Origin of the sequence: Cellulomonas cellasea (assembly GCF_006538745.1) — a bacterium.
GTDB classification, from domain to species: Bacteria; Actinomycetota; Actinomycetes; order Actinomycetales; family Cellulomonadaceae; genus Cellulomonas_A; species Cellulomonas_A cellasea.
The window spans coordinates 238,855-257,648 of sequence record NZ_BJLR01000009.1; the positions used below are offsets into that span (position 1 = coordinate 238,855).

Below are 18,794 nucleotides of genomic sequence, written 5' to 3' on the forward strand. Positions count from 1 at the left end.
CGCAGCGTGAGCCGACCGCCCCACGCGCCGTGCGCCGAGCCCTCCCCGCAGCGTGCGGCGACTGCTCCACGCAGCCCGAACCGACTGCTCCGCGTGCCGACGCTCCGGGTGCCGAAAGCCGACCGCCCGGGTGGTCAGCGGCGCGGGCGCCCGGTCAGCCGTGCAGCGGGAGCGTCAGCGTCGCCGGGCCGCCCTCGACGAGCCGGACCGGGACGCCCCAGTCCTGCGCGTTGAGGTGGCACGCGGGGTACTCGATCGCCGGGTCGGCGTCGCAGCTCGCCGCGTGCGCGGTCACGTGCAGCACGCCCTCGGTGACCTCGGGGTTGAGCCGCAGGACGCGCTCGAGCGGGACGTCGTCGCCGGCCCCGTCGAGCAGCAGCTCGGGCGGCGTCGAGGCGACCTTGAGCCGCGTCGACGGGCCGTAGCGGTCGTCGTACTTCTGCCCGGCCGCGGGCGTGAACACGACGTCGAGCCGGACCTCGCCCGCCGCGAGCTCGGTCACCGGGCGCTGCGTGCGGTGCGCCCCCGAGTCGAGGATCTCGCCCGCGAGCGCCGCCGGCAGCGCGACCCGCGTGAGGCGGTGCGCCGCGGACTCGACGACGAGCAGCGAGAGCCCCGCGCCGCCGTCCTCGGGGCCGAGCACGACGATCCCGCTCGGCTCCGCGAGCCCGGTCGCGAGCGTCGTGACCTCGCCGACCGTGCCCTCCGCCGCGCCGGACGCCGGCGGCACGTACCGGCGGACCGCGCCGTTGTAGGTGTCCGCGACGGCGACCGAGCCGTCGGGCAGCACGGCCGCGCCGAGCGGGTGCTGCAGCAGCGCCTGGTCGGCGGCGCCGTCGCGGTGCCCGAAGTCGAACAGCCCCGCGCCGATCGCGCTGTGCACGGTCGGCGCAGCACCGCGGACGCCGTCGGTCCCGTCAGCGCCGCCGGCGCCCTCGGCGTCGTCGCTGCCCTCGGCGTCGCCGGCGCCCGGCTCGACCCAGCGCAGCGCGGACGTCTCGGCGTCGGCGAGCCACAGCCGCCCGTCGGGGCCCACCGCGAGGCCCGACGGCTGCGCGAACCACGCGTCGGGCAGCGGGCCGTCGAGCAAACCCTCGTTCATCGTCCCGGCGACGTGCTCGACCGAGCCGCGCTCCGCGTCGAACGTCCACAGCGTGTGGTTGCCGGCCATCGCGACGACGAACGCACCCAGCGGCGCGTACCAGGCGACGTCCCACGGGGAGGACAGCTTGTGGCGCCGCGCGTCGGGCAGCGCACCGGCGGCCCCGTCGACGCGGGCGTCGGAGCCACCGGCGGCGAGGGCGGCGTCGGCAGCGTCGGCGGCGTCGGCGGCGTCAGCGGCGGCGGCGGCGTCGAGCACGTTGTCGACCGCGCCGACCATGTACTGGTCACCGGTCCCGGCCACCGTCGTGACCCGGCCGTCCGCGAGCCGCACCCCGCGCAGCGCGTGGTTGACGGTGTCGGCGACGAGCACGTCGTAGCCGACGCGGTCGCGCAGCTCGTCGGGCACCAGGCACAGGCCGTTGGGCTCGCTGAACCGGGCCTCGTCGGGCCCGCCGTCGACCAGCCCGCGCTCCCCCGAGCCGATGCGGCGCACGAGCGTCTCGCCGTCCGGCGCGAGCTCGGCGAGCCCGTGGTGGCCCGCGTCGGCCACGAGCAGGTTCCCGCCCGGGAGCGTCAGGGCCTTCGCGGGGAAGCGCAGCGTGCCCGACGTCGGCTCGGGCGGGACGTACGGGCCGCTCCCCCGGTGCAGCGTCCCCTTGGCCTCGTGCTCGGCGACGAGGTCGCGGACGAGCACCTCGACGTTGTGCTGGTGCCCCTCGCCGGCCATCTGCGCGACGATGTAGCCCTCGGGGTCGATGACGACGAGCGTCGGCCACGCGCGCGCCGTGTACGCCGACCACGTGGTGAGATCCGGGTCGTCCAGAACGGGGTGGTGCACCTCGTAGCGCTCGACCGCCGCCGCCAGCGCGACCGGGTCCGCCTCGTGCACGAACTTCGGGGAGTGCACGCCGACGATCACCAGCACGTCGCGGTGCTGCTCCTCGAGCGCGCGCAGCTCGTCGAGGACGTGCAGGCAGTTGATGCAGCAGAACGTCCAGAAGTCGAGGATCACGATCTTGCCGCGGAGCTCCGCGAGCGTGACGTCGCGACCCCCCGTGTTGAGCCAGCCGCGGCCGGTGAGCTCCGAGGCGCGGACTCGGGGAAGTCGGGTGGTGCTCTGCGTCATGGTCCTAGTGAACCTGACGCCGTGGCGGTCCGCGGAACCCGTCCGCGAATCGATTCGGCGCGTTGACCGGCCCGACGGGCCGCCGCGAGCCTGGGAAGGTCGCGCCGGCGGGCTGCCCCTCCGCACCCCGACTGCGACGCCCGGGCTCGTGGACCGAGCCGGTTCCCCCCGTCCGGCCCGGCACCACGGGGTCACGGCCCCACGGGCGCGTGACCGGGCAGGGGCAGCGGTCCGTCCGGTGGTGCACCGGACGGGCCGCCGTCCGCCCCCTGACGGGCGGGGGCGGGGAAGCGCGGCGTCGGGCACGAACGTCGGTCCACCCGGCGCTAGACATCGAGCAGACCGCGTGGTGCTGTCAGACCGGCCTAATATGCATAACTGTGAACGGCGACATCTCGCCGAAGACGCTGTCCACATGAAGATGTCAAAAAAAGCGCGCGCTCGTTCACCAAAGCCATAGCGCTAGCATCAAGTCACGCTTTCCAAGGCGGCAGGGGAAGAGGCATAACCGTCTTATACAGCACGGCTGCGGCTGCGCACAACAGAACTCCCCCTACTAGCACTTTAAGCATCAAGTCCGCTACAATACAGATTTTGAAGAAGCGCGGACTAGACTCGCGCAACTTCCTCACCTTTGGCTCCAGGCTGCGGCCACGAAACTGCCGATCTGCAACGAGGCAAAAGTAGTCAAAGAAGATCGACCTTGACAGGAATGAAACAAGAAACTGGGAACTTCCCGACTCCTCGAACGCGACGTCTCCCACTGCGCTCGGAACACGGTCGACCGGCTTAATGGTGTCGCCCGCACGGCCAAGAATCTCTCTTGCCTGATTAACTCCGGGGTTGCCTGACGGCGCCGACACCTCGGCGCCGTCAGGCATCAGGACTGAATCGGCGATGCGGCAAACCAGGCATGGCTTCTCCCACCTAAAGACTCAGGAGTTGTTTGCGGTACTGAAGGGCGCTCAGGGATACGCCCATGTAGCTTGCGATCTGGACGTCATTGAAGTTCTGGGACGCCAACTCCTCAAGCACTGCTTTCGGCATCAACAATTCACCGGCGAACTGATTCGCGTAAATTTCGTCTGGGTCACCGCGATTATCGTCGGACCTTCGGTCGATGTACGCAATCTCCGCGTCCAGGCGAGAGCCGCGCTCAACGTAATGACCGAGCTCGTGCGCCACGGTGAATCGGTAGCGATTCGGCGGCTGATCCTGGTCGATGTATATCGCGGCGCCTTCCTCGTTCCCAAGGAGCAACCCGGATACTTCATTGCCGAGCTCGGCCGAGAACACCTCAACGCCGATGCGCCGTGCAATTTGCACGGGATCGACAGGGAACGCCGCTTCGTCCCAGTAATTTTCGAGAACCGCCACTGCGATATCAGAGGCCTGCTTGCGGATCTGGTCAACGGACAGACCTGTCAACGTCGAAGCCACATGCGCCTCCTCTTTCGTGTCGGGACACCATCGCGCACACGTCGCCGCAACGCTGGGAGGCGCGCCGCTCCGGGGTGCGTGTCTTCATCCTAACGAGATAAGCCCACGATCAGTGGAGGGTTCCAGTTCATGAGCCACCCCCAGCCCTGGTGGACGCGCGCTCCGGTTCCACATCTCCTGCCCATTGGCCGAACACGTGCCCTCAGCGTCGGAGGGCGCCGGCGCTCGACGACGGTGCGCCACCCTGACCAGCGGCAGCTCTTGCCAGGAGCCGGGCACGGGGAAGGTGCTAGCGAACGGGCGCCCACCCTGGGTCGCTCTGTCCCGCAAGACTGACTGACTGAATTGCGCATCCACAGGGCCTGCGCTTGACGGCGCCCGTGCCGAGGACGGGCTTCTACGCCGAGTCAGCCATCTCGCTTCAGCCCGTGTGGCGGCTGCCGCGCGCCGGCTGCGGGTGCACGGGTCCGGTGACGCGCACGCGGACGCCCACGCCGTCGACGTGGTCCGGCACCGCGGCACGGTGCGCGGCCTGGGCCACGTTCACCTGCACGCCGTAGCCGTCCGCTCCCCGCGAGATCCCGATCCCGGTGATCCCGTCACGCCCCGCGAGCGTCTGTCGTAGCCGGTCCTTCGCTGCGCGCGCGTGCTCGAGATCCGTCACCGGGGATACCGCCTCTCGCGTGACCGCCCCGCCAGGGAGGGGGCCGGGGGCGAGCGGCGCGGGGGGACTACTGCGCGAGCTCGGCCCCGAGTGCGGCGAGGACGGTGTCGATCGGGTTGAGGTACGTCAGCCCGGTGCCATTGTCGCCCCCCGTCTCGCTCCCCGCAAAGAGCAGACCCAGAGCGATCCCGTCACGTGTGCAGACGAGGGAGCCCGAGTCCCCACCGCGGGAGAACGGCCCGGGGCCCGTGGACTCGACCTCGATCTGGTCGTCGAATCGCAGGTCACCGAGGTCCTCGCCGTAGCCGACGACGATGTCGTCGAGCTCGATCGCCGTGACGCGACCGGTCGTGACGGCCGTCGTTCGCCCGATCTTGACGACGTCCTCACCGCCGAGGGCGACAGCCGTTCGGGTGACGCGGCCCACGGGATAGTCGAGGTCGACGTCCTGCTCGTCGAGCAGCGCGAGCGCGGCGTCGACCGTCGCGGTGCGCCCGGGTGCGAGCGGGACGGTCGCCGCGAGGGTGCCGACGCGGTCGCGCGGCGCACGCCCGCCGTCGGCGGGGCCGGGCTGCACGACGACGTCGCCCACCTCGGCCGAGGGCGAGCCGGCGAGCACGTGGTAGTTCGACAGTGCGTGGAGGACGCCGTCGACCCGCACGAACGCTCCCAGCGTCCCGGCCGAGACGTCGACGTGCGCGATCGAGACGCCGGGGCGCAGCGGACGCACGCGCGCCGTCTCGCCCGCGGCGAGCGCGGTGATCACGGGCGGCCGGGGGCCGGTGCGGAGCGGGGCCAGCCCGTCGGGCGACGCGACACCGTCCGTCGAGCCGCCGGATGCGGCGACCGGCTGGGCGAGCGGGCGGATGCGACCGGTCCGGCGCACGTCCGCGCCGACCGGCCCGATCTGCTCGGCGACGCGGCGCGCGATGGCCCGCACGCGCGGCGACCCGAGCCGGTAGCGCACGGCCACCGCGTAGCGACCCTCGCCGACCGGGGCCAGCCCGAGCCCGAGCGCCGGGACGGTGTCCGTCGCGACGCCGGAGGCGTGCACCTCGCGCTGCACGAGCTCGTGCACGTAGTCCGCGAGCTGCGACTTGATCTCGCGCGCCTCGTCCCTGTCCATGATGGTGTGCCCCCTTCCGGCGGCGGTCCCCCTGCAGGACGCCGCCCGACGCGCGACCCCGGCTGCACGTTCGGGCAGTCCCGCAGTTCGCGACGTGTTCCCAGTGTGCCCGCCGCCACCGACGCGCACCCGACGAGCCACGTCCGCAGCGCCCCGCCGCCCGCGTCGACGAACCGTTTAGGTGCGTTGACGCCCCCGACGGCCCCGCCGAGCCTGGTCCCCTCACCACGCACGCCCCCGCCCGCCCGCCACGCACGCCTCTCAGCAGCCCGACCCTCACCGGCACCCCCTCGCGCGCGTGCCGCGCGTCCGGCCCGCCGACGCCGCACCGTCGCCGCGTCCGCCCCGACCGGCCGCCGGCCCGCGCGCCCCCCACGGCGCCCGACCCGGCGCCGCCGTCCCGCACAAGGAGAGTCATGTCCCTCGGAAGACACACGTTGCGACGCCTCGCGGTCGCCTCCGCCGCCGCGGTCGGAGCCGCGCTGCTCGTCGGGCTCCCGGCGTCGCCGGCCGCCGCCCACGGCGGGCTCACGTACCCGGCGACGCGCACGTACGCCTGCTACGTCAACGGTGTCGAGAACGGTGCCGGAGGCGGCCTGAACCCGACGAACCCCGCGTGCCAGAACCTGCTCGCCGAGAACGGCAACTACCCGTTCTACAACTGGTTCGGGAACCTGCTGAGCAACGCCGCGGGGCAGCACCGCAGCGTCGTGCCCGACGGCAACTTGTGCGGCCCGCTCGCGACCTTCAGCGGCGCCCGCGCGGCCCGCACCGACTGGCCGACGACGACCCTGCAGGCCGGGTCGAGGATCACGATGCAGTACAACGCGTGGGCCCGGCACCCCGGCACGTGGTCGCAGTACGTGACGAAGGACGGCTGGAACCCCAACAGCCCGCTCAAGTGGAGCGACCTCGAGCCGGCGCCGTTCAACGAGGTCACGAACCCGCCGCTGCGCGAGGGCGGCCCGCAGGGCGCCGAGTACTACTGGGACGCGACGCTGCCCAACAAGAGCGGCCGCCACATCATCTACTCGGTCTGGACGCGCTCGGACAGCCCCGAGGCGTTCTACAACTGCGCGGACGTGATCTTCCAGGGCGGCACGGTCAACCCGACGCCGACCCCGACGCCCACGCCGACCCCCACCCCGACGCCGACCCCGACGGTCACGCCGACCGCCACCCCGACGCCGACGGCGACGCCCACCGCGACCGCGACGCCCACCACCGCGCCGGGCGGCTGCTCGGTGAAGTTCGACACCTCGAACGCGTGGAACAGCGGCTTCACCGGGCAGGTGACCGTCCGCAACGACGGCGCCGCGATCCCCGCGTGGGAGCTGCGCTGGACGTTCACGAACGGCGAGAAGGTCACGCAGGCCTGGAGCAGCACGGCGACCCAGACCGGCGCCACCGTGAGCGCGAAGGGCGCCTCGTGGAACACCACCCTCCCCGCGAAGGGGTCGGTGCAGTTCGGGTTCAACGGCTCGGGAGCCCCGAAGACCCCGAGCGCGGTCACGCTCAACGGCGCGAGCTGCACGCTGAGCTGACCTGACCGCGGCCGACCGACGGCCGCACCCGGCGGCACCGCGCCGCCACCGCAGCGGCAGAGCCCCCACCGGCGCACTCCGGTGGGGGCTCTGCCGTGCGCGGGCGCCGCCGTGCGCCGGCGCTACGGCGGGCCCCGGCGCTCCCCCGCCGCGCACGCGATGATCGGGGGCATGGACTTCCAGGACGTCGTGCGGCGCCGGCGCATGGTGCGGACCTACACGGACGCCCCCGTCGAGCGCGCGACGGTCGACCGGATGCTCGCGAACGCCGCGCGGGCGCCCAGCGCCGGGTTCAGCCAGGGCTGGGGCTTCCTGGTGCTCGACACCCCGGTCGACGTCGCGCGCTTCTGGGACGTCACCGCGCCCGCGGGGCCGGCGAGCCGGTGGCTGCGGTCCATGCGGGTCGCGCCGGTCGTCGTGGTGCCGCACGCGGACCCCGCGGCGTACCGGGCGCGCTACGCCCAGCCGGACAAGCGCCGGGACGGGGCGGTCGACGCGCTCCCGGTGGACGCGCTCCGCGCCGCGGCGGCGGACCCCACGGCCGGCGGCGTCCCGTGGGCCGTCCCGTACTGGTACGTCGACGCGGGCATGGCGGCCCTCCTGGTGCTGCAGACCGCGGTCGACGAGGGGCTCGGCGCGTGCTTCTTCGGCATCCCCGCCGAGCGCACCGCGGCGTACCGCGAGGCGTTCGGGGTCCCCGGGCACCTCGAGCCGGTCGGGGCGATCACGGTGGGCCACCCCGCGCCCGTCGAGCACCTGCCCGGCTCCGCGGCCCGCCGTCCGCGCCGCGGCGTCGAGGACGTCGTCCACCGCGGCCGCTGGTCACCGGACGCCTGACCCCCGTTCGCCTCACTGCCGTCGGTCGGGTGTCGAGGTCACCGACCAGCATCTCCCGGGGGGCTCCGCTTCACCGGCCGACGCGCACCGGCGCCGCGCGCTCGACCCTCGCTCTGAGCGATCACGGCTCGGTGGTGGAGCGTTGCCGAGGCGGCGACGACCAGGACCCCTGTGAGCAGGTAGATGCCTTGGAGCACGCTGAAGCCTTCGATCAGGATCGCCTCGCCCACGATCCAACCGATCATGATGAATCCGGCTCCGGCGCTGAGCGGGTGCATCCTCGGGCCCTGCCTGCGGGCGGCCACGGCCCCGATCGCTGAGCTTCCGCCGATGACGACGCCCAGGAACAGGCCCGGGACGACGTAGGAGTCGAACGGGGTGTTGTGAAGCAACGCGACCGGGACGGGCAGCGTCCCCGTCACCAGGGCTGTGCCGCCTCCGATCGCTGACAACGCGTTGAACACCAGGATCGCCGTGAGGATCTTTCGCGTGCGTGGCACGACAGTCGTTCCCTTCCTCTGCTCCGCACGCGGACCGGTTCGGTGGCTCCCCCGGTGCCCGCTCAGGAGCCGGTCGCGCGTCTGTAGGAGTCCCCGTCGTGCCCGCCGGTGCGGCGCCAGCAGCCGCTGACCGACGGCGCGGCCCCCAGCAGGGCGGTCCCGCGCCAGGTGTAGGTCGTCGGCCACCGGCGGAACACCGGCACCACGGCCGTCACGAGTCGGAGGAGCCAGGGCAGTCGGCCGGGCTGCCAGCGCTCGAGGTCGTCCAGCTCGACGCAGACCTCGTCGCGGGTCCGGGCTGCGGCCCATCTGCCGCCCGTGATGCGGGCGCCGTCGACCGTCACGCGCCAGCGACCCTCGGCACAGGCCCCGTCGGCCATCGTGCGGAGGTCCACGCAGGGCACCAGCGTGACCTCGGCGCGGTGGTCGCCGCGTACGGCCGTGACCGCTCCGCCGGTGCCGATCGAGACGCCGGTGGAGACCCCGATCGAACCGTCGACTGCCGACTGCTCGTCACCGTCGGGGTTGAGCTCGACCACCACGACCGACGCCGCGTACTTGATCAGGTGCCGGCGGTGCAGCCGCGCGCCGGGGAGCCGCCCGATCTCGGCGGTCCGTCCGTCTATCCGGACACAGGGCGGTGTCGCGGTGGCACGCACGAGGTCGAAGGCGTTCATCCAGACCAGCAGGAGCGACGTCGGCCGCACGATCCCCGCGCTGACCGGCGCCAGGAGGCGGGCGCGGTGCCGGAGCGCCCCGTCGCGGTCGTCGACTCGGAGCTCGATGAGGCGGCCGTCGACGTCGGTGAAGCGGACCTCGGCGTCGACGCCGTCCTCGGCGACTGCCAGGCGCGCAGCCGCGAACTTCGTCACGCTCCACGACCGCGTGCCGCCACCGATCTCATAGCCGCGAGGGTCGAGCCGCAGACCAGGCTGGAGGTAGTAGTCGACCGTCCGGTCCTCGCGCCTGGACAAGAACGCCAGCATGCCGGTCCCGTGCGCCTCGTCGTCGAACCACTGCAGCTCCACGCCGTCGTAGACGGGGTCGTCCGCGAGCTCCGCGTTGAGCAGCGCAGCAACCCGGTCGATGCGCAGTGTTATCGGGACGACCGGGTCGCCAGGCAGCCGCCGAACCGCCGCCCGCTCGTGGGGACCGTGAGGAGCTGCTCGCACCGGTCCTCCACATCATCGATTCGTCCGTGCAGGACCATCGAACCGCCCGCCGCCCGCCGGGACGAGAGTCCAAGGTCCCCCGACAGGGCGGTCCACCCGGTGGACGCGCCGCACCGGATCCACGGCGGGAGGTCGGGCGTGATGCAGCGTGGGCTGGAGGGGGATCCGCCCGGCGTGCGCACCTCGGGACGAGGACGCCCGGTCGGGCCCCGCCGGCCCCGCATCGTCCGCACGCGGGATCACCCTCGACCGTCGGGGTGGACGGGCGGACCGCTGCGCGGTCAGCGGAGCCAGCTGTTGCCGACGATGCGGCCCCAGGTCCGCCCGACGCCCCAGGTGTCCCCGGACAGCGTGGCCGCGGCGATGATCAGGAGCAGGGCCTCGTGCCAGTGCGAGTCCACGATCGGGTTGGTGCCGCCGAGGGCGGCGGGCAGCTCGGCCAGGTACATGAACGCCATCAGCAGCGTCCCGGTGACCGCCGCGATCCGCAGGCCGGCGCCGGCCATCACGGCGATGCCGATCCCGAGCAGACCCGCCATGAACAGCGCGTCACCGAACGGGTTGGCGAACACGGCGAACACGCCCGCGAACGGGCCCTCGATCCCGCCGATGAAGCCCTGCGCCGGTGTGCCGCCGTTGACCCAGGCACGCTCGACCGGTGTGGCGAACCCGAGACCGAACAGCTTGTCGACGAACGCCCACAGGAACGTGAAGCCGATCACCAGGCGGGCGACCGCCAGGATCTGGCGCACGCTGCGCCGGGTGACGATCTGCTCCTGGAACACCGTCGGGGCGGGCGAGGACGGGTGCGTGACCGGGATGAGGGGTGATGCGGCTCGGGTCGACATGAGCGTCTCCTGCGGTTGGCCCTGGTACCTACGAGCCGCGCCCGGGTACCGGGCGTGGGGGTCGCCCACTCGCATGTCTACGTTGTAGACTTTACTCGTAGATTGCAGGGAGCGATAGAGGAGTGATGCCCCGGTGTCGACGCGCGCCGCACGGGCTGCACGCCCCGACAGCGCCGAGGGCGGGACCGCAGCAGACGGCCCGGTTCCCGCCGGCGTCGTCGGCAGTGCTCGCCCCCGGAGGTCGCGGTTGACCACGGAACGGGTCATGAGCGCCGCGCTCCACGTCGTCGACACCGAGGGCGTGGACGCGCTCACGATGCGCCGCCTGGGGCAGGAGCTCGACCGGGACCCGATGGCCCTGTACCGGTACGCCGCCAACCGCGCCGCGCTGCTCGACGGCATCGCCGAGCTCGTGATGGGACAGCTCGTGATCGCGACCAGCGGGGCGGACTGGCGCGAGCCGCTGCGCCGTGCCGCGCACGACTTCCGCGCCCTGGCCCTGGCCCACCCGAACGTCGTGCCGCTGCTCGCGACCCGGCCGCTGGCCACACCGCTCGGCCTCCGACCGCCCGGCACCCTGCGCCCGCTCGAACAGGTCCTCGACCTGCTGATCTCGGCCGGCTTCGCCCCTGCCCGCGCGCTGCACGTCTACCGCACGTTCTTCGGCCTGCTCTACGGTCACGTCCTGAACGAGCTGCAGGAGGTCGTCGTCGATCCCGAGGAGACCGACGCGCTCCTGCGCCTGGGGCTGCACCGGCTCCCGCCCCGGGAGTTCCCCCGGCTCCGCAGCGTCGCCCCTGACCTGCTCGCCGGCTACGACGGCGCCGTCGAGCTCGACCAAGCACTCGACCTGCTCCTCACCGGCCTGCACCCTGCGCCCGCTGGTGGGACGCACCCGTCGTAGGGTCCCGTGCCCTCCGGTCGCCGGAGGCACACGTCGGGCGCGGGCGATGACGGAGCAGCGCCGTCGGCTCGGCGCGCGGTGCAGCGGAGCAGCACGAACCCGCGGTCGAAGCGCCGCTCGTCGACGAGCTCGAGGTCCAGGTGCACTCCGGCGGGATACAGCGGGGTCCCGCCCCCGACGAGGACGGGCACCACGACCCGGTGCACCCCGTCCACGAGCCCCGCCCGCAGGGCATGGGCCGCCAGGGTCGGACCTTCGATGGTCACGTCGCCCGCGGAGTCGGTTCGGGGAGGCTCTCCCCGGGGCGCACTGACCGATCGTTCGAGTACATGCGCGCCTCGGCTCTGTCCCGGACCAGGGCCGGCACGGCGCGCCTCACACGCCGGGGCCGCCGTCCCCGACGAACGGGATTCCACCACCCGTGTGATCGACCCGCGCCGACCACTGCGCGGGCGCGGCGAGCACAGGCTCGATGTCTGACCACGGCAGCCGCGCGCTCACCGCGGCGCCGGGCCGCCGGGCCGCAGCGCGGCGTCCCGCCCAGGCAGGACGTTGTCAAGGCGTGCCGCCACCGAGCCGCCGCTCGCGCGCGCGAGGCTGAGCCTGTCGCTGCCGGCGAAGCCGCGCGGTGACGCGATGACGACGGTGAAGGAGCGAGCGAGCCGCTCGACGACGGCGTCTGTCCACCGGAAGTTGCACAGGGGTAGCAGGAGGGGCGCACCACCGCCTGTGATCTCGTAGGCCAGGCGCAGTCCGTCTCGGACGAGAACCGGCATGGTCAGACCCTACGAGAGGCTTTCAAGGCGGTGTCACCCACGCGCCGTCGGAAGGGGCCAGGGGTCTCCGAAGCGGACGAGGGGGTCAGCCGGTGCGCCGTCCTCCACCCAGGGCCGGCGCACCGGGGAGCCGACGAGCGGCTCCCCGGGCGCCCGAGCGGTCAGCGCGACCGCCTCACCACTCCCGGACCACGCCGTAGGCCAGCGTGTCGTCCCGGAACGTCACCTGGTAGAGCGCGGGGCCCTGCGTCATCAGGGCGTTCGGCGCCCCCGGCTCGGCGACACCGTCGTTCCCGGCGTCGCCGAAGACGGTCGCCCCGGTGCCGTCCACGTCGAAGAGGAAGTCCTCCACCGGGTGCGCGCCGAACGCGGTGGTGACCCGCCACGTGTGGTCGGCGACGAGCTCCATCGGGACCGCTGCCCACCCGGTGCTGATCCCCCGGAGCGTCATCGCGGGGTACGTGCTGACGAAGCCACCACCACCGCCGCCCCCGTCCCGGACCACGGTGTACCGGAGCGACGCGAGGTCGAACGTCACCGTGTACGTGCCGGCCCCGGGCACCTGGATGTCCGCCCCGCCCGCGTCGGCGACGCCGTCCGGCTCGGCGTCGCCGTAGACCCCGCCGTCCGGCAGGACCAGGATCCGGAAGCGCCTGTCCGGCTCCTCGCCGAACTGCGCCTGCGCGGTCCAGGTGCCGGGTGCGCCGGGGACCTCGGTCATCGGCGCCGACGTCCAGGCGTTGTGGGTGCCGATCAGGTGCGGGGTCTGCGTCCGCGCGCCCAGCTCGACGTGCACGACCGCCCCCTCGGGCCCGGACTGCTCGGTGCGGATCCGGACGCCCGACGCGCGGTCGGTGAACGTCTGGCCGGTGCGCAGCGGTGCGTCGTCGACCTCGCCGCCGGGCGTCGTGTCGAGGAGCGAGGCTCCCCAGCTGTCGCCGCGGCGGATCGTCACCCCGTCCATGAGCGCCGGGTAGTCCGCGACCTTCGCGTCCCAGAGCCCGTGCGGGCGCCGGACGTCGACGTCGTAGGACAGGCCCGACGCGAGCGGGATGCGCAGGAGCTGCGGCTGGTCGGTCTGCACCTCGGACGGTGCGAGCGTGTACGTGCCCGACGCGGTCACGGTCGTCACGTTCGCCGCGGGGATCCAGCCGAGCCAGGCCTTGTGGTGGGCCGAGAACTCCATCTGGTTGAAGGCGTTGCCCATCGTGTCGTACGGGTCCCCGTACTCCTCGACCCAGCACGAGCCGCCGTCCTCCTCGATCGCGCTCGCGAGGCCGGCCGGAGTGGTGCACTCGAGCGCGGACGCGTGCCCGAGGCCGAGGTTGTGCCCGAGCTCGTGCTGGAGGACGGCGCGCGTGGCGTCGGGGCCGGTGATCAGGTTCACCGACACCTGGCCGCCGATGTACGCCCAGCCGCCGAACCAGCAGGCGCGGTCCGCGGAGTCGAGCAGGAACGCGACGCGGTCGTACCCGGTCAGGTCGAGGCCGGCGGCCTGCGCGGCGGCGAACCCGGCCTGCTCCTCCGCGGCGCACGGGGTGTCGGCGGGAACGGTCAGGTAGTCGTAGACGTCGCCGTCGGTCCGGTCGCGCCCGCGCAGCTCGAGCTGGCCCCACGAGCTCTCGCGGAAGAAGCTCGCGACGGAGCCGGGGCCGGTGAAGACGAGGTCGCGGACCTCGTCGACGGACATCGGCGCGGGCCCCGCGTCCCCGAGGCGCAGCAGGACGACGGCCACGGTGTCCTCCTCCGACATGAGCGGCGCAGCGGCGGCGGTCAGCTCCCGCACGGCGGTGGCGTCGATCGTCGGCGAGTCCTCCGTCGCGTCCGGCGGCGCCGCCGTCACGGTCCCGGTGACCGCGACGCGCTGGCCGGGGACGACGTCGTCGAGCAGCGCCGGGTCGGCCTCGACGCGCACGCGGTCGCCGTCGGCCAGGCGCACGAACTCCTGGGTCGCGTCCTCGGGCAGCGCCGCGGCGTGCGCGGCGTGCGGGGTCGCGGCGCGTGCGCCGGGTGCCGGCCGGTCGGCCGGGTCCACGAGCGGGTCGACCTGGCGGATCTCGTAGGTCCCGACGACCGTGCTCGGCGGTGGCGCGGCGGCGTCCGTCCCCGCCGCAGCCGGGGCCGCCGCGGCGAGCGCGAGGACGAGTCCGGTCAGGGTCGCGAGGGCGGTGCGCGGTCGGTGGTGCTGAGGCGGCAGTCCGGCGGTGGGCTGCGGCGCCTGGCTCTGGTGCATCCGGGTGGATCCGTTTCGTCGGAGCGGGCGGGTGGCCGGCGTGTGGCGCCGGTTCCGGTGGTGGGGCACGTCCGAGGCCCTCGCCGCGGCGCGCAGGGCGGGAGCGGGAGGGTCGGTCGGTCCGGGAGGTGCGGGATGCGCGGCGCCGGTCGGTCGTGTCGGCCGTCGGCGTGCGGCTGGTCGTGTGGTGGCGGTCGGAGGCGCGACGACGCGTGGGCGCCGTGCGCGAGGCGCTCCACCCCGTTCCGGCGTACCCGTCCCTGCGGGCAGCAGGGGGCGGGTGTCGTCGGGAAGCGCGTCGACGTCGTCAGGCCGGTGAGAGAGCGCTCTCACCGGTGACTGAAGTTTCGTGGGAGGGGAACGGACATGTCAACGCAATCCGGACACGGAGGGCTCGCGGACCGGGTGAAACGTTGCTCCGGCACGGCGTACCGGCGCGAGTCCGGGCGCGCAGCGCTTCAGCGCGCGCCGCTGCGGCCCCGCCCTACGGCGTCGTGAGGTCCCGGGTCGGCACGAGCCCGACGTCGCGCACCGTGCCGGCGGCGTCGACCGCCGGCACCTCGTCCCCCTCCAGGGCCGGGCGCCCGACGTCGAGGGTGTCGGCGGTGCGGCCCGCGGCGAGCGCGGCGGCGGGGAAGGCGAGGTCGAGGCAGCGGTAGGTGGCGGCGTCGGCCGGCACGTCGGCCGGAGCGCTGCTGCTCGCGACCGACCCCGCGCGCCCCGTCACGACGCCGACGAGCGCGGCGAGACCGGCGGCGGGTGCCGCGCGTCGCGGGGAGGTCCTCATACCTTGGGAGTGTCGCGGCGGGGGCCAGGCTTGCACGACGACGGCGCACGCCACGGGCCCGCAGCCCGACGGCGCACGGCGTGCACGACGACGGCGCGCGTCCCACCCGTCGAGGTGGGACGCGCGCCGTCGTGGTCGTACGTGGGCCGGGCTCCTCGCGCTTCCCCGCGCGGGCCGGCTCGTCAGGCGGTGCGGTCCGCCCGTCTGCCGCTCAGTAGGTGGGCGGCGGCGGGGCGGTGCCGTCGTGACGCTCGACGACCGTGTGGTTCGTCGTCTTCTGACGCTGCGCGTTCAGGGCGAGCGTGAGGATGAGCGCGAGGATGCCCGCACCGAGGCAGATGTACCCGATCATGGTCAGGTCGATCCCCGAGATGCTGTCCTGGACGGCGAAAGCGAGGATCGCGCCGAGCACGATCAGGGTGATGCCACCACCGATTCCCATGGTCACTCCTCCGGTCGCACCGGGCTGGTCCGCCCGGGTCTTGACCCTGACTATGGCGCGGACCGGCCCCCCGCGCGCGGCGAGAACGGGTGAGACGGCGTCACCCGTGCGTGGCGCGGTCACGCGCCGAACGCCGCGAGGAGGTCGTCGAGGACCAGGTGCGCGGCGGCGGGGCCACCCCGGGTCGCCCACGCGGAGCCGTCGACCACGGCGACGTTCCCTGCCGCGACGGCGGGCAGCGCGCGCACCTCGGCCGACGCCATCGCGGCCTCGAGCGCGTCGCCGTCGACCCCGAGCGCGTCGCGCACGAACACGAACAGCCGGTCGGACGCCGGGATCGCCGACACCGGGACCACGGGCCCCGGCGCGCCACCGGTCCGCCCGGTGGGCGTCAGCCCGACCGACGCCGCGACGCGCGCCGCGAACGACGTCTCGTCGAGCACCACGGGCCCCTCCGCGGTCCACAGCACGAGCGCCACCGACCGGCCCGCGTTGCCGGCGTCGGCGATCTGCTGCCGCACCTGCTGCGTCCGCCAGTCGTAGCCGCCGAGCCACGTCGCGGCGCGGTCCTCGCGGCCCAGGGCCTCCGCGACGCTGTGGAGCGTCGCGGTCCACTCGGTGCCGTCGACGCGCGCCACGTACGTCGGGGCGATGGCCTCGAGGCCGGCGAGCACCTCGGGTGTCGTCGCGTCCCCGGCGAGGACGAGGTCGGGCTCGGCGGTGAGCACGGCGCCGACGTCCGGGGCGTCGGGCAGGCCCGCGTTCACGAGGTACGTCAGGTCGGGCTTGCGGTCCTGGAGGTACGCCGCCGCGGTCGGCTGGTCGCGGCCGAGGCTGATGCCGACGGGCTCGACCCCGAGCATGAGGGTCGCGTCGAGCAGCTCCTCGTTGAGGACCATGACGCGCTGCGGCTCTGCGGGGAGCGTGACGCCGCGCGCGACGTCGTCCAGGACCGTCCGCATCGGGACGTCGGCGGTCACGACCTCGGGCCGCGCGGACACGGCGGCGGTGCTGGCGGACGGCTCGTCGGCCGTGCAGGCGGACAGGAGCAGGGCTGCGCTCGCGAGCGCGACGGCGAGCGCGGGGGTGGAGGGTGGGCGACGGACGGGCATCGAGACCTCTGTCAGGACGGGCGGGTCGTGCCACGCCGAGCCGGCGGATGTGACAGAACGCGCAAAAGTGAGTAACCTCTCATTTGCGGCACCCTCGGTGCGCGCCGATCCTGCCGACCCGTGAACGGGCCGGATGTGGACAGCACGAATCCCCCTGAGGCACACCTGTGGCGCCGCACGACCCCCGAGCGGGTGCGTGCACGGCGGCGTGCACGCCGCACCGGCGGCGGTCGGGTCGCAGGCTACCGCCCTGCCGTCACCCGGACGGCCGTCGTCCATCTGGGGGACGGCCCACGCGGTGCTAGGTTCCCAGCCGCGGATGCGCACGGCAGCCGCACGACACCTCGGCACGGCTGCGGGCCGACGACACGCCGGTGAGAGGCGACGATGACCGCGTCACCGACCGACCTCCCGGGCGTCACGACCGTCGGGACCGCTGCCGGGCCCGTCGAGCCGGCCACCACCCCGGAACCGTCCACGCGCCCCTCGACCGGCGACGTCACGCAGACCGCCGAGCCGTCCCCCGAGCCGACCGCGACGCCCGACGAGGGCGCCACGGCACCGGCCCCGGAGCCGACGGCGTCCGCCTCCCCGACCGGGCCCGCGACGACCGTGCCCGCGGACCCCGTGCCGTCGCCGACGCCCACCGCGACCCCGACCGAGGCGCCCGCCGAGGCCCCGGTGCCCGTGCCGACGTCCATCGCCCCCGTCTGGACGGACCAGCCCGCGGTCGCGGCGTCCACCATCCCGACGGGTGCCCTCGTGACCGCCGTCCTCGTGCTCGTCGTCGTGCTCGCGGCGATCACGCTCGCGATCCTCGGCAGGCGCCGCCGGCCCGCGGTCGCGCCGCCCGGGGACGCGCTCGCGGCGGCCGACCCGACCCCGGTGGTCGCCCCGGTCCCCACGCACGTCGCGGCGGACGACGCCGGCCGTCGTGCCGAGACGGTGCGCTTCCTCATGGTCCTGGGCGAGGCGATGATCGACTCGAGCGTCCCGGTGGCCCAGGTCACGCAGACCCTCGAGCGGGTCGCGGCGGTCAACGACGCGGCGGACGTCGAGATCGTCGCGCTGCCCACGGCGCTGCTCGTGTCCCTGCCCGGCGGGGCGCACCCGCAGACCGCGGCGTCGTCCACGGGCGTGCGGCAGCTGCGGCTGCACCAGGTCCAGGACGTGCTCGAGGTCGCCGAGCTCGCCGAGCGGGGCGGCCTCACGCCCGCCGAAGGGACGGCGCGCGTGCGCGCCGCCGTGGACGCTCCGCCCCTCTACAGCGGGCCGCTGCGGGTGCTCGGGTACATGGGGGTGTCGGCCGGCCTCGCGATGATCCTCGGCGGGAGCCTGGTCGACGTCCTCGCCGCGGCCGCGCTCGGGACCGTGATCGCCGGGGCGCTCGTGGCGGGCACGCGCGTCGCGGGGGCCTACCAGGCGCTGCTCGTGCTGGGCTGCGCGTTCGTGGTGTCCGTCGCGGTGTTCCTGCTCTCCCGCACCGGGGCCGACGTGGGGATGCTCGCGCCGCTCGTCGCACCGCTCGTGAGCTTCCTGCCCGGCGCGCTGCTCACGACCGCCGCGATCGACCTCGCGACGCGGCAGATGGTCGCCGGCTCGGCCCGGCTCGCCGCGGGCGGGATGCAGCTCGTGCTGCTCGCGCTCGGCGTGACGACGGCCGCGGCGCTCGTGGGGGTCCCGGCGTCCGACGTCGGGTCTGCGCCGTACCACCCGCTGGGCTGGGCGGGGCCGTGGCTGGGGGTCGCGGTCTACGGGGTCGGCGTCGTGCTGCACCACAGCGCGCGGCGCTCGGCGCTGCCCTGGATCCTGCTCGTGCTCACCGTCGCCTATGCCGGTCAGGTGGTCGGCGGGCTGGTCTTCGGCGGCGTGTTCTCCGCGTTCGTCGGCGCGCTGCTCATGACGCTCGTCGCGATGTACGCCTCGACCCGCCCGACGGGGCCGCCGACGCTCGTCGGGTTCCTGCCCGGCTTCTGGCTCCTCGTGCCCGGGGCGCTCGGGCTCGTCGGCGTCACGTCGGTCCTCGGCGACGACACGCGCGCGCTCACGACGGTCGTCACGGCCGCGACCACGATGGTCGCGATCTCGCTCGGCGTGCTCGCGGGGCTCGCGCTCGGGACGGCGCTGCGGCACCGCGGGGGCGTGCTCGCGCGCAGCTGAGCACGCCCCCGCGGTCGCC

At 74.2% G+C, this 18,794-nt stretch carries 17 protein-coding genes; 4 read left to right on the plus strand and 13 right to left on the minus strand.

What is annotated here, in order from left to right:
* Positions 1-154: 154 nt before the first annotated feature.
* From CCE01nite_RS04385 to CCE01nite_RS04400, 4 genes are all read right to left on the minus strand, one after another.
* The gene (locus CCE01nite_RS04385; protein ID WP_034624742.1) at positions 155-2,230 is read right to left on the minus strand and encodes an NHL domain-containing thioredoxin family protein; all 2,076 of its coding nucleotides are present in this window, start codon (positions 2,228-2,230) and stop codon (positions 155-157) included.
* Positions 2,231-3,157: 927 nt separating this feature from the next.
* On the minus strand, positions 3,158-3,670 hold the full coding sequence (locus CCE01nite_RS04390; RefSeq protein ID WP_052103398.1) for an ImmA/IrrE family metallo-endopeptidase: 513 nt from the start codon (positions 3,668-3,670) through the stop codon (positions 3,158-3,160).
* A gap of 421 nt (positions 3,671-4,091) precedes the next feature.
* Positions 4,092-4,334: a hypothetical protein gene (locus CCE01nite_RS04395; protein WP_034624743.1), complete on the minus strand. Its 243-nt coding sequence runs from the start codon at positions 4,332-4,334 to the stop codon at positions 4,092-4,094.
* A gap of 67 nt (positions 4,335-4,401) precedes the next feature.
* Positions 4,402-5,460, minus strand: a complete 1,059-nt coding sequence (locus tag CCE01nite_RS04400; RefSeq protein WP_034624744.1) for a chymotrypsin family serine protease — start codon at positions 5,458-5,460, stop codon at positions 4,402-4,404.
* Between the two features lie 416 nt (positions 5,461-5,876).
* Between CCE01nite_RS04400 and CCE01nite_RS04405 the strand changes: the two genes are divergently transcribed.
* Both CCE01nite_RS04405 and CCE01nite_RS04410 read left to right on the plus strand, forming a co-directional pair.
* Positions 5,877-7,004, plus strand: coding sequence for a lytic polysaccharide monooxygenase auxiliary activity family 9 protein (locus CCE01nite_RS04405; protein ID WP_084142425.1), 1,128 nt, complete (start codon positions 5,877-5,879; stop codon positions 7,002-7,004).
* Between the two features lie 171 nt (positions 7,005-7,175).
* Positions 7,176-7,841, plus strand: a complete 666-nt coding sequence (locus CCE01nite_RS04410) for a nitroreductase family protein (protein ID WP_034624760.1) — start codon at positions 7,176-7,178, stop codon at positions 7,839-7,841.
* A gap of 38 nt (positions 7,842-7,879) precedes the next feature.
* Here CCE01nite_RS04410 and CCE01nite_RS04415 read toward each other — a convergent pair whose 3' ends face one another.
* From CCE01nite_RS04415 to CCE01nite_RS04425, 3 genes are all read right to left on the minus strand, one after another.
* Positions 7,880-8,341, minus strand: a complete 462-nt coding sequence (locus tag CCE01nite_RS04415) for a hypothetical protein (protein ID WP_034624747.1) — start codon at positions 8,339-8,341, stop codon at positions 7,880-7,882.
* Between the two features lie 62 nt (positions 8,342-8,403).
* Positions 8,404-9,513 carry a hypothetical protein gene (locus CCE01nite_RS04420; RefSeq protein ID WP_141372009.1) on the minus strand — a complete coding sequence of 370 codons (1,110 nt, stop codon included), beginning with the start codon at positions 9,511-9,513 and terminating at the stop codon, positions 8,404-8,406.
* 281 nt (positions 9,514-9,794) lie between these two features.
* On the minus strand, positions 9,795-10,361 hold the full coding sequence (locus CCE01nite_RS04425; protein WP_246056321.1) for a DoxX family protein: 567 nt from the start codon (positions 10,359-10,361) through the stop codon (positions 9,795-9,797).
* A 265-nt stretch (positions 10,362-10,626) separates the two neighbouring features.
* Here CCE01nite_RS04425 and CCE01nite_RS04430 point away from each other — a divergent pair, with 265 nt between their 5' ends.
* Entirely contained in the window at positions 10,627-11,265 is a 639-nt protein-coding gene (locus CCE01nite_RS04430; RefSeq protein WP_084142426.1) for a TetR/AcrR family transcriptional regulator C-terminal domain-containing protein, read from the plus strand.
* Here the strand turns inward: CCE01nite_RS04430 and CCE01nite_RS22485 are convergent.
* The 6 genes from CCE01nite_RS22485 to CCE01nite_RS04460 form a co-directional block, all read right to left on the minus strand.
* Positions 11,175-11,684: a dihydrofolate reductase family protein gene (locus tag CCE01nite_RS22485; protein ID WP_307722716.1), complete on the minus strand. Its 510-nt coding sequence runs from the start codon at positions 11,682-11,684 to the stop codon at positions 11,175-11,177. The genes CCE01nite_RS04430 and CCE01nite_RS22485 overlap by 91 nt on opposite strands.
* Positions 11,685-11,762: 78 nt before the next feature.
* On the minus strand, positions 11,763-12,041 hold the full coding sequence (locus CCE01nite_RS04440; RefSeq protein WP_034624750.1) for an alpha/beta fold hydrolase: 279 nt from the start codon (positions 12,039-12,041) through the stop codon (positions 11,763-11,765).
* Between the two features lie 175 nt (positions 12,042-12,216).
* Positions 12,217-14,274 carry a hypothetical protein gene (locus CCE01nite_RS04445; RefSeq protein WP_034624751.1) on the minus strand — a complete coding sequence of 686 codons (2,058 nt, stop codon included), beginning with the start codon at positions 14,272-14,274 and terminating at the stop codon, positions 12,217-12,219.
* Between the two features lie 484 nt (positions 14,275-14,758).
* Positions 14,759-15,061, minus strand: a complete 303-nt coding sequence (locus tag CCE01nite_RS04450; protein WP_034624752.1) for a hypothetical protein — start codon at positions 15,059-15,061, stop codon at positions 14,759-14,761.
* Between the two features lie 211 nt (positions 15,062-15,272).
* Positions 15,273-15,503, minus strand: a complete 231-nt coding sequence (locus tag CCE01nite_RS04455) for a DUF6458 family protein (protein ID WP_034624753.1) — start codon at positions 15,501-15,503, stop codon at positions 15,273-15,275.
* Positions 15,504-15,622: 119 nt separating this feature from the next.
* Positions 15,623-16,615 carry an ABC transporter substrate-binding protein gene (locus CCE01nite_RS04460; protein WP_034624754.1) on the minus strand — a complete coding sequence of 331 codons (993 nt, stop codon included), beginning with the start codon at positions 16,613-16,615 and terminating at the stop codon, positions 15,623-15,625.
* A 387-nt stretch (positions 16,616-17,002) separates the two neighbouring features.
* On the opposite strand from CCE01nite_RS04460, the gene CCE01nite_RS04465 reads away from it, so the two are divergent.
* Positions 17,003-18,775 carry a threonine/serine exporter family protein gene (locus CCE01nite_RS04465; protein ID WP_052103401.1) on the plus strand — a complete coding sequence of 591 codons (1,773 nt, stop codon included), beginning with the start codon at positions 17,003-17,005 and terminating at the stop codon, positions 18,773-18,775.
* Positions 18,776-18,794: the final 19 nt, after the last annotated feature.

Bases quoted from the DNA above. Each gene is read 5' to 3' on its own strand.
- CCE01nite_RS04385 (WP_034624742.1), bottom strand. From the start codon at position 2,230: ATGACGCAGAGCACCACCCGACTTCCCCGAGTCCGCGCCTCGGAGCTC.
- CCE01nite_RS04400 (WP_034624744.1), bottom strand. From the start codon at position 5,460: ATGGACAGGGACGAGGCGCGCGAGATCAAGTCGCAGCTCGCGGACTAC.
- CCE01nite_RS04405 (WP_084142425.1), top strand. From the start codon at position 5,877: ATGTCCCTCGGAAGACACACGTTGCGACGCCTCGCGGTCGCCTCCGCC.
- CCE01nite_RS04410 (WP_034624760.1), top strand. From the start codon at position 7,176: ATGGACTTCCAGGACGTCGTGCGGCGCCGGCGCATGGTGCGGACCTAC.
- CCE01nite_RS04425 (WP_246056321.1), bottom strand. From the start codon at position 10,361: ATGTCGACCCGAGCCGCATCACCCCTCATCCCGGTCACGCACCCGTCC.
- CCE01nite_RS04430 (WP_084142426.1), top strand. From the start codon at position 10,627: ATGAGCGCCGCGCTCCACGTCGTCGACACCGAGGGCGTGGACGCGCTC.
- CCE01nite_RS04440 (WP_034624750.1), bottom strand. From the start codon at position 12,041: ATGCCGGTTCTCGTCCGAGACGGACTGCGCCTGGCCTACGAGATCACA.
- CCE01nite_RS04445 (WP_034624751.1), bottom strand. From the start codon at position 14,274: ATGCACCAGAGCCAGGCGCCGCAGCCCACCGCCGGACTGCCGCCTCAG.
- CCE01nite_RS04450 (WP_034624752.1), bottom strand. From the start codon at position 15,061: ATGAGGACCTCCCCGCGACGCGCGGCACCCGCCGCCGGTCTCGCCGCG.
- CCE01nite_RS04455 (WP_034624753.1), bottom strand. From the start codon at position 15,503: ATGGGAATCGGTGGTGGCATCACCCTGATCGTGCTCGGCGCGATCCTC.
- CCE01nite_RS04460 (WP_034624754.1), bottom strand. From the start codon at position 16,615: ATGCCCGTCCGTCGCCCACCCTCCACCCCCGCGCTCGCCGTCGCGCTC.
- CCE01nite_RS04465 (WP_052103401.1), top strand. From the start codon at position 17,003: ATGACCGCGTCACCGACCGACCTCCCGGGCGTCACGACCGTCGGGACC.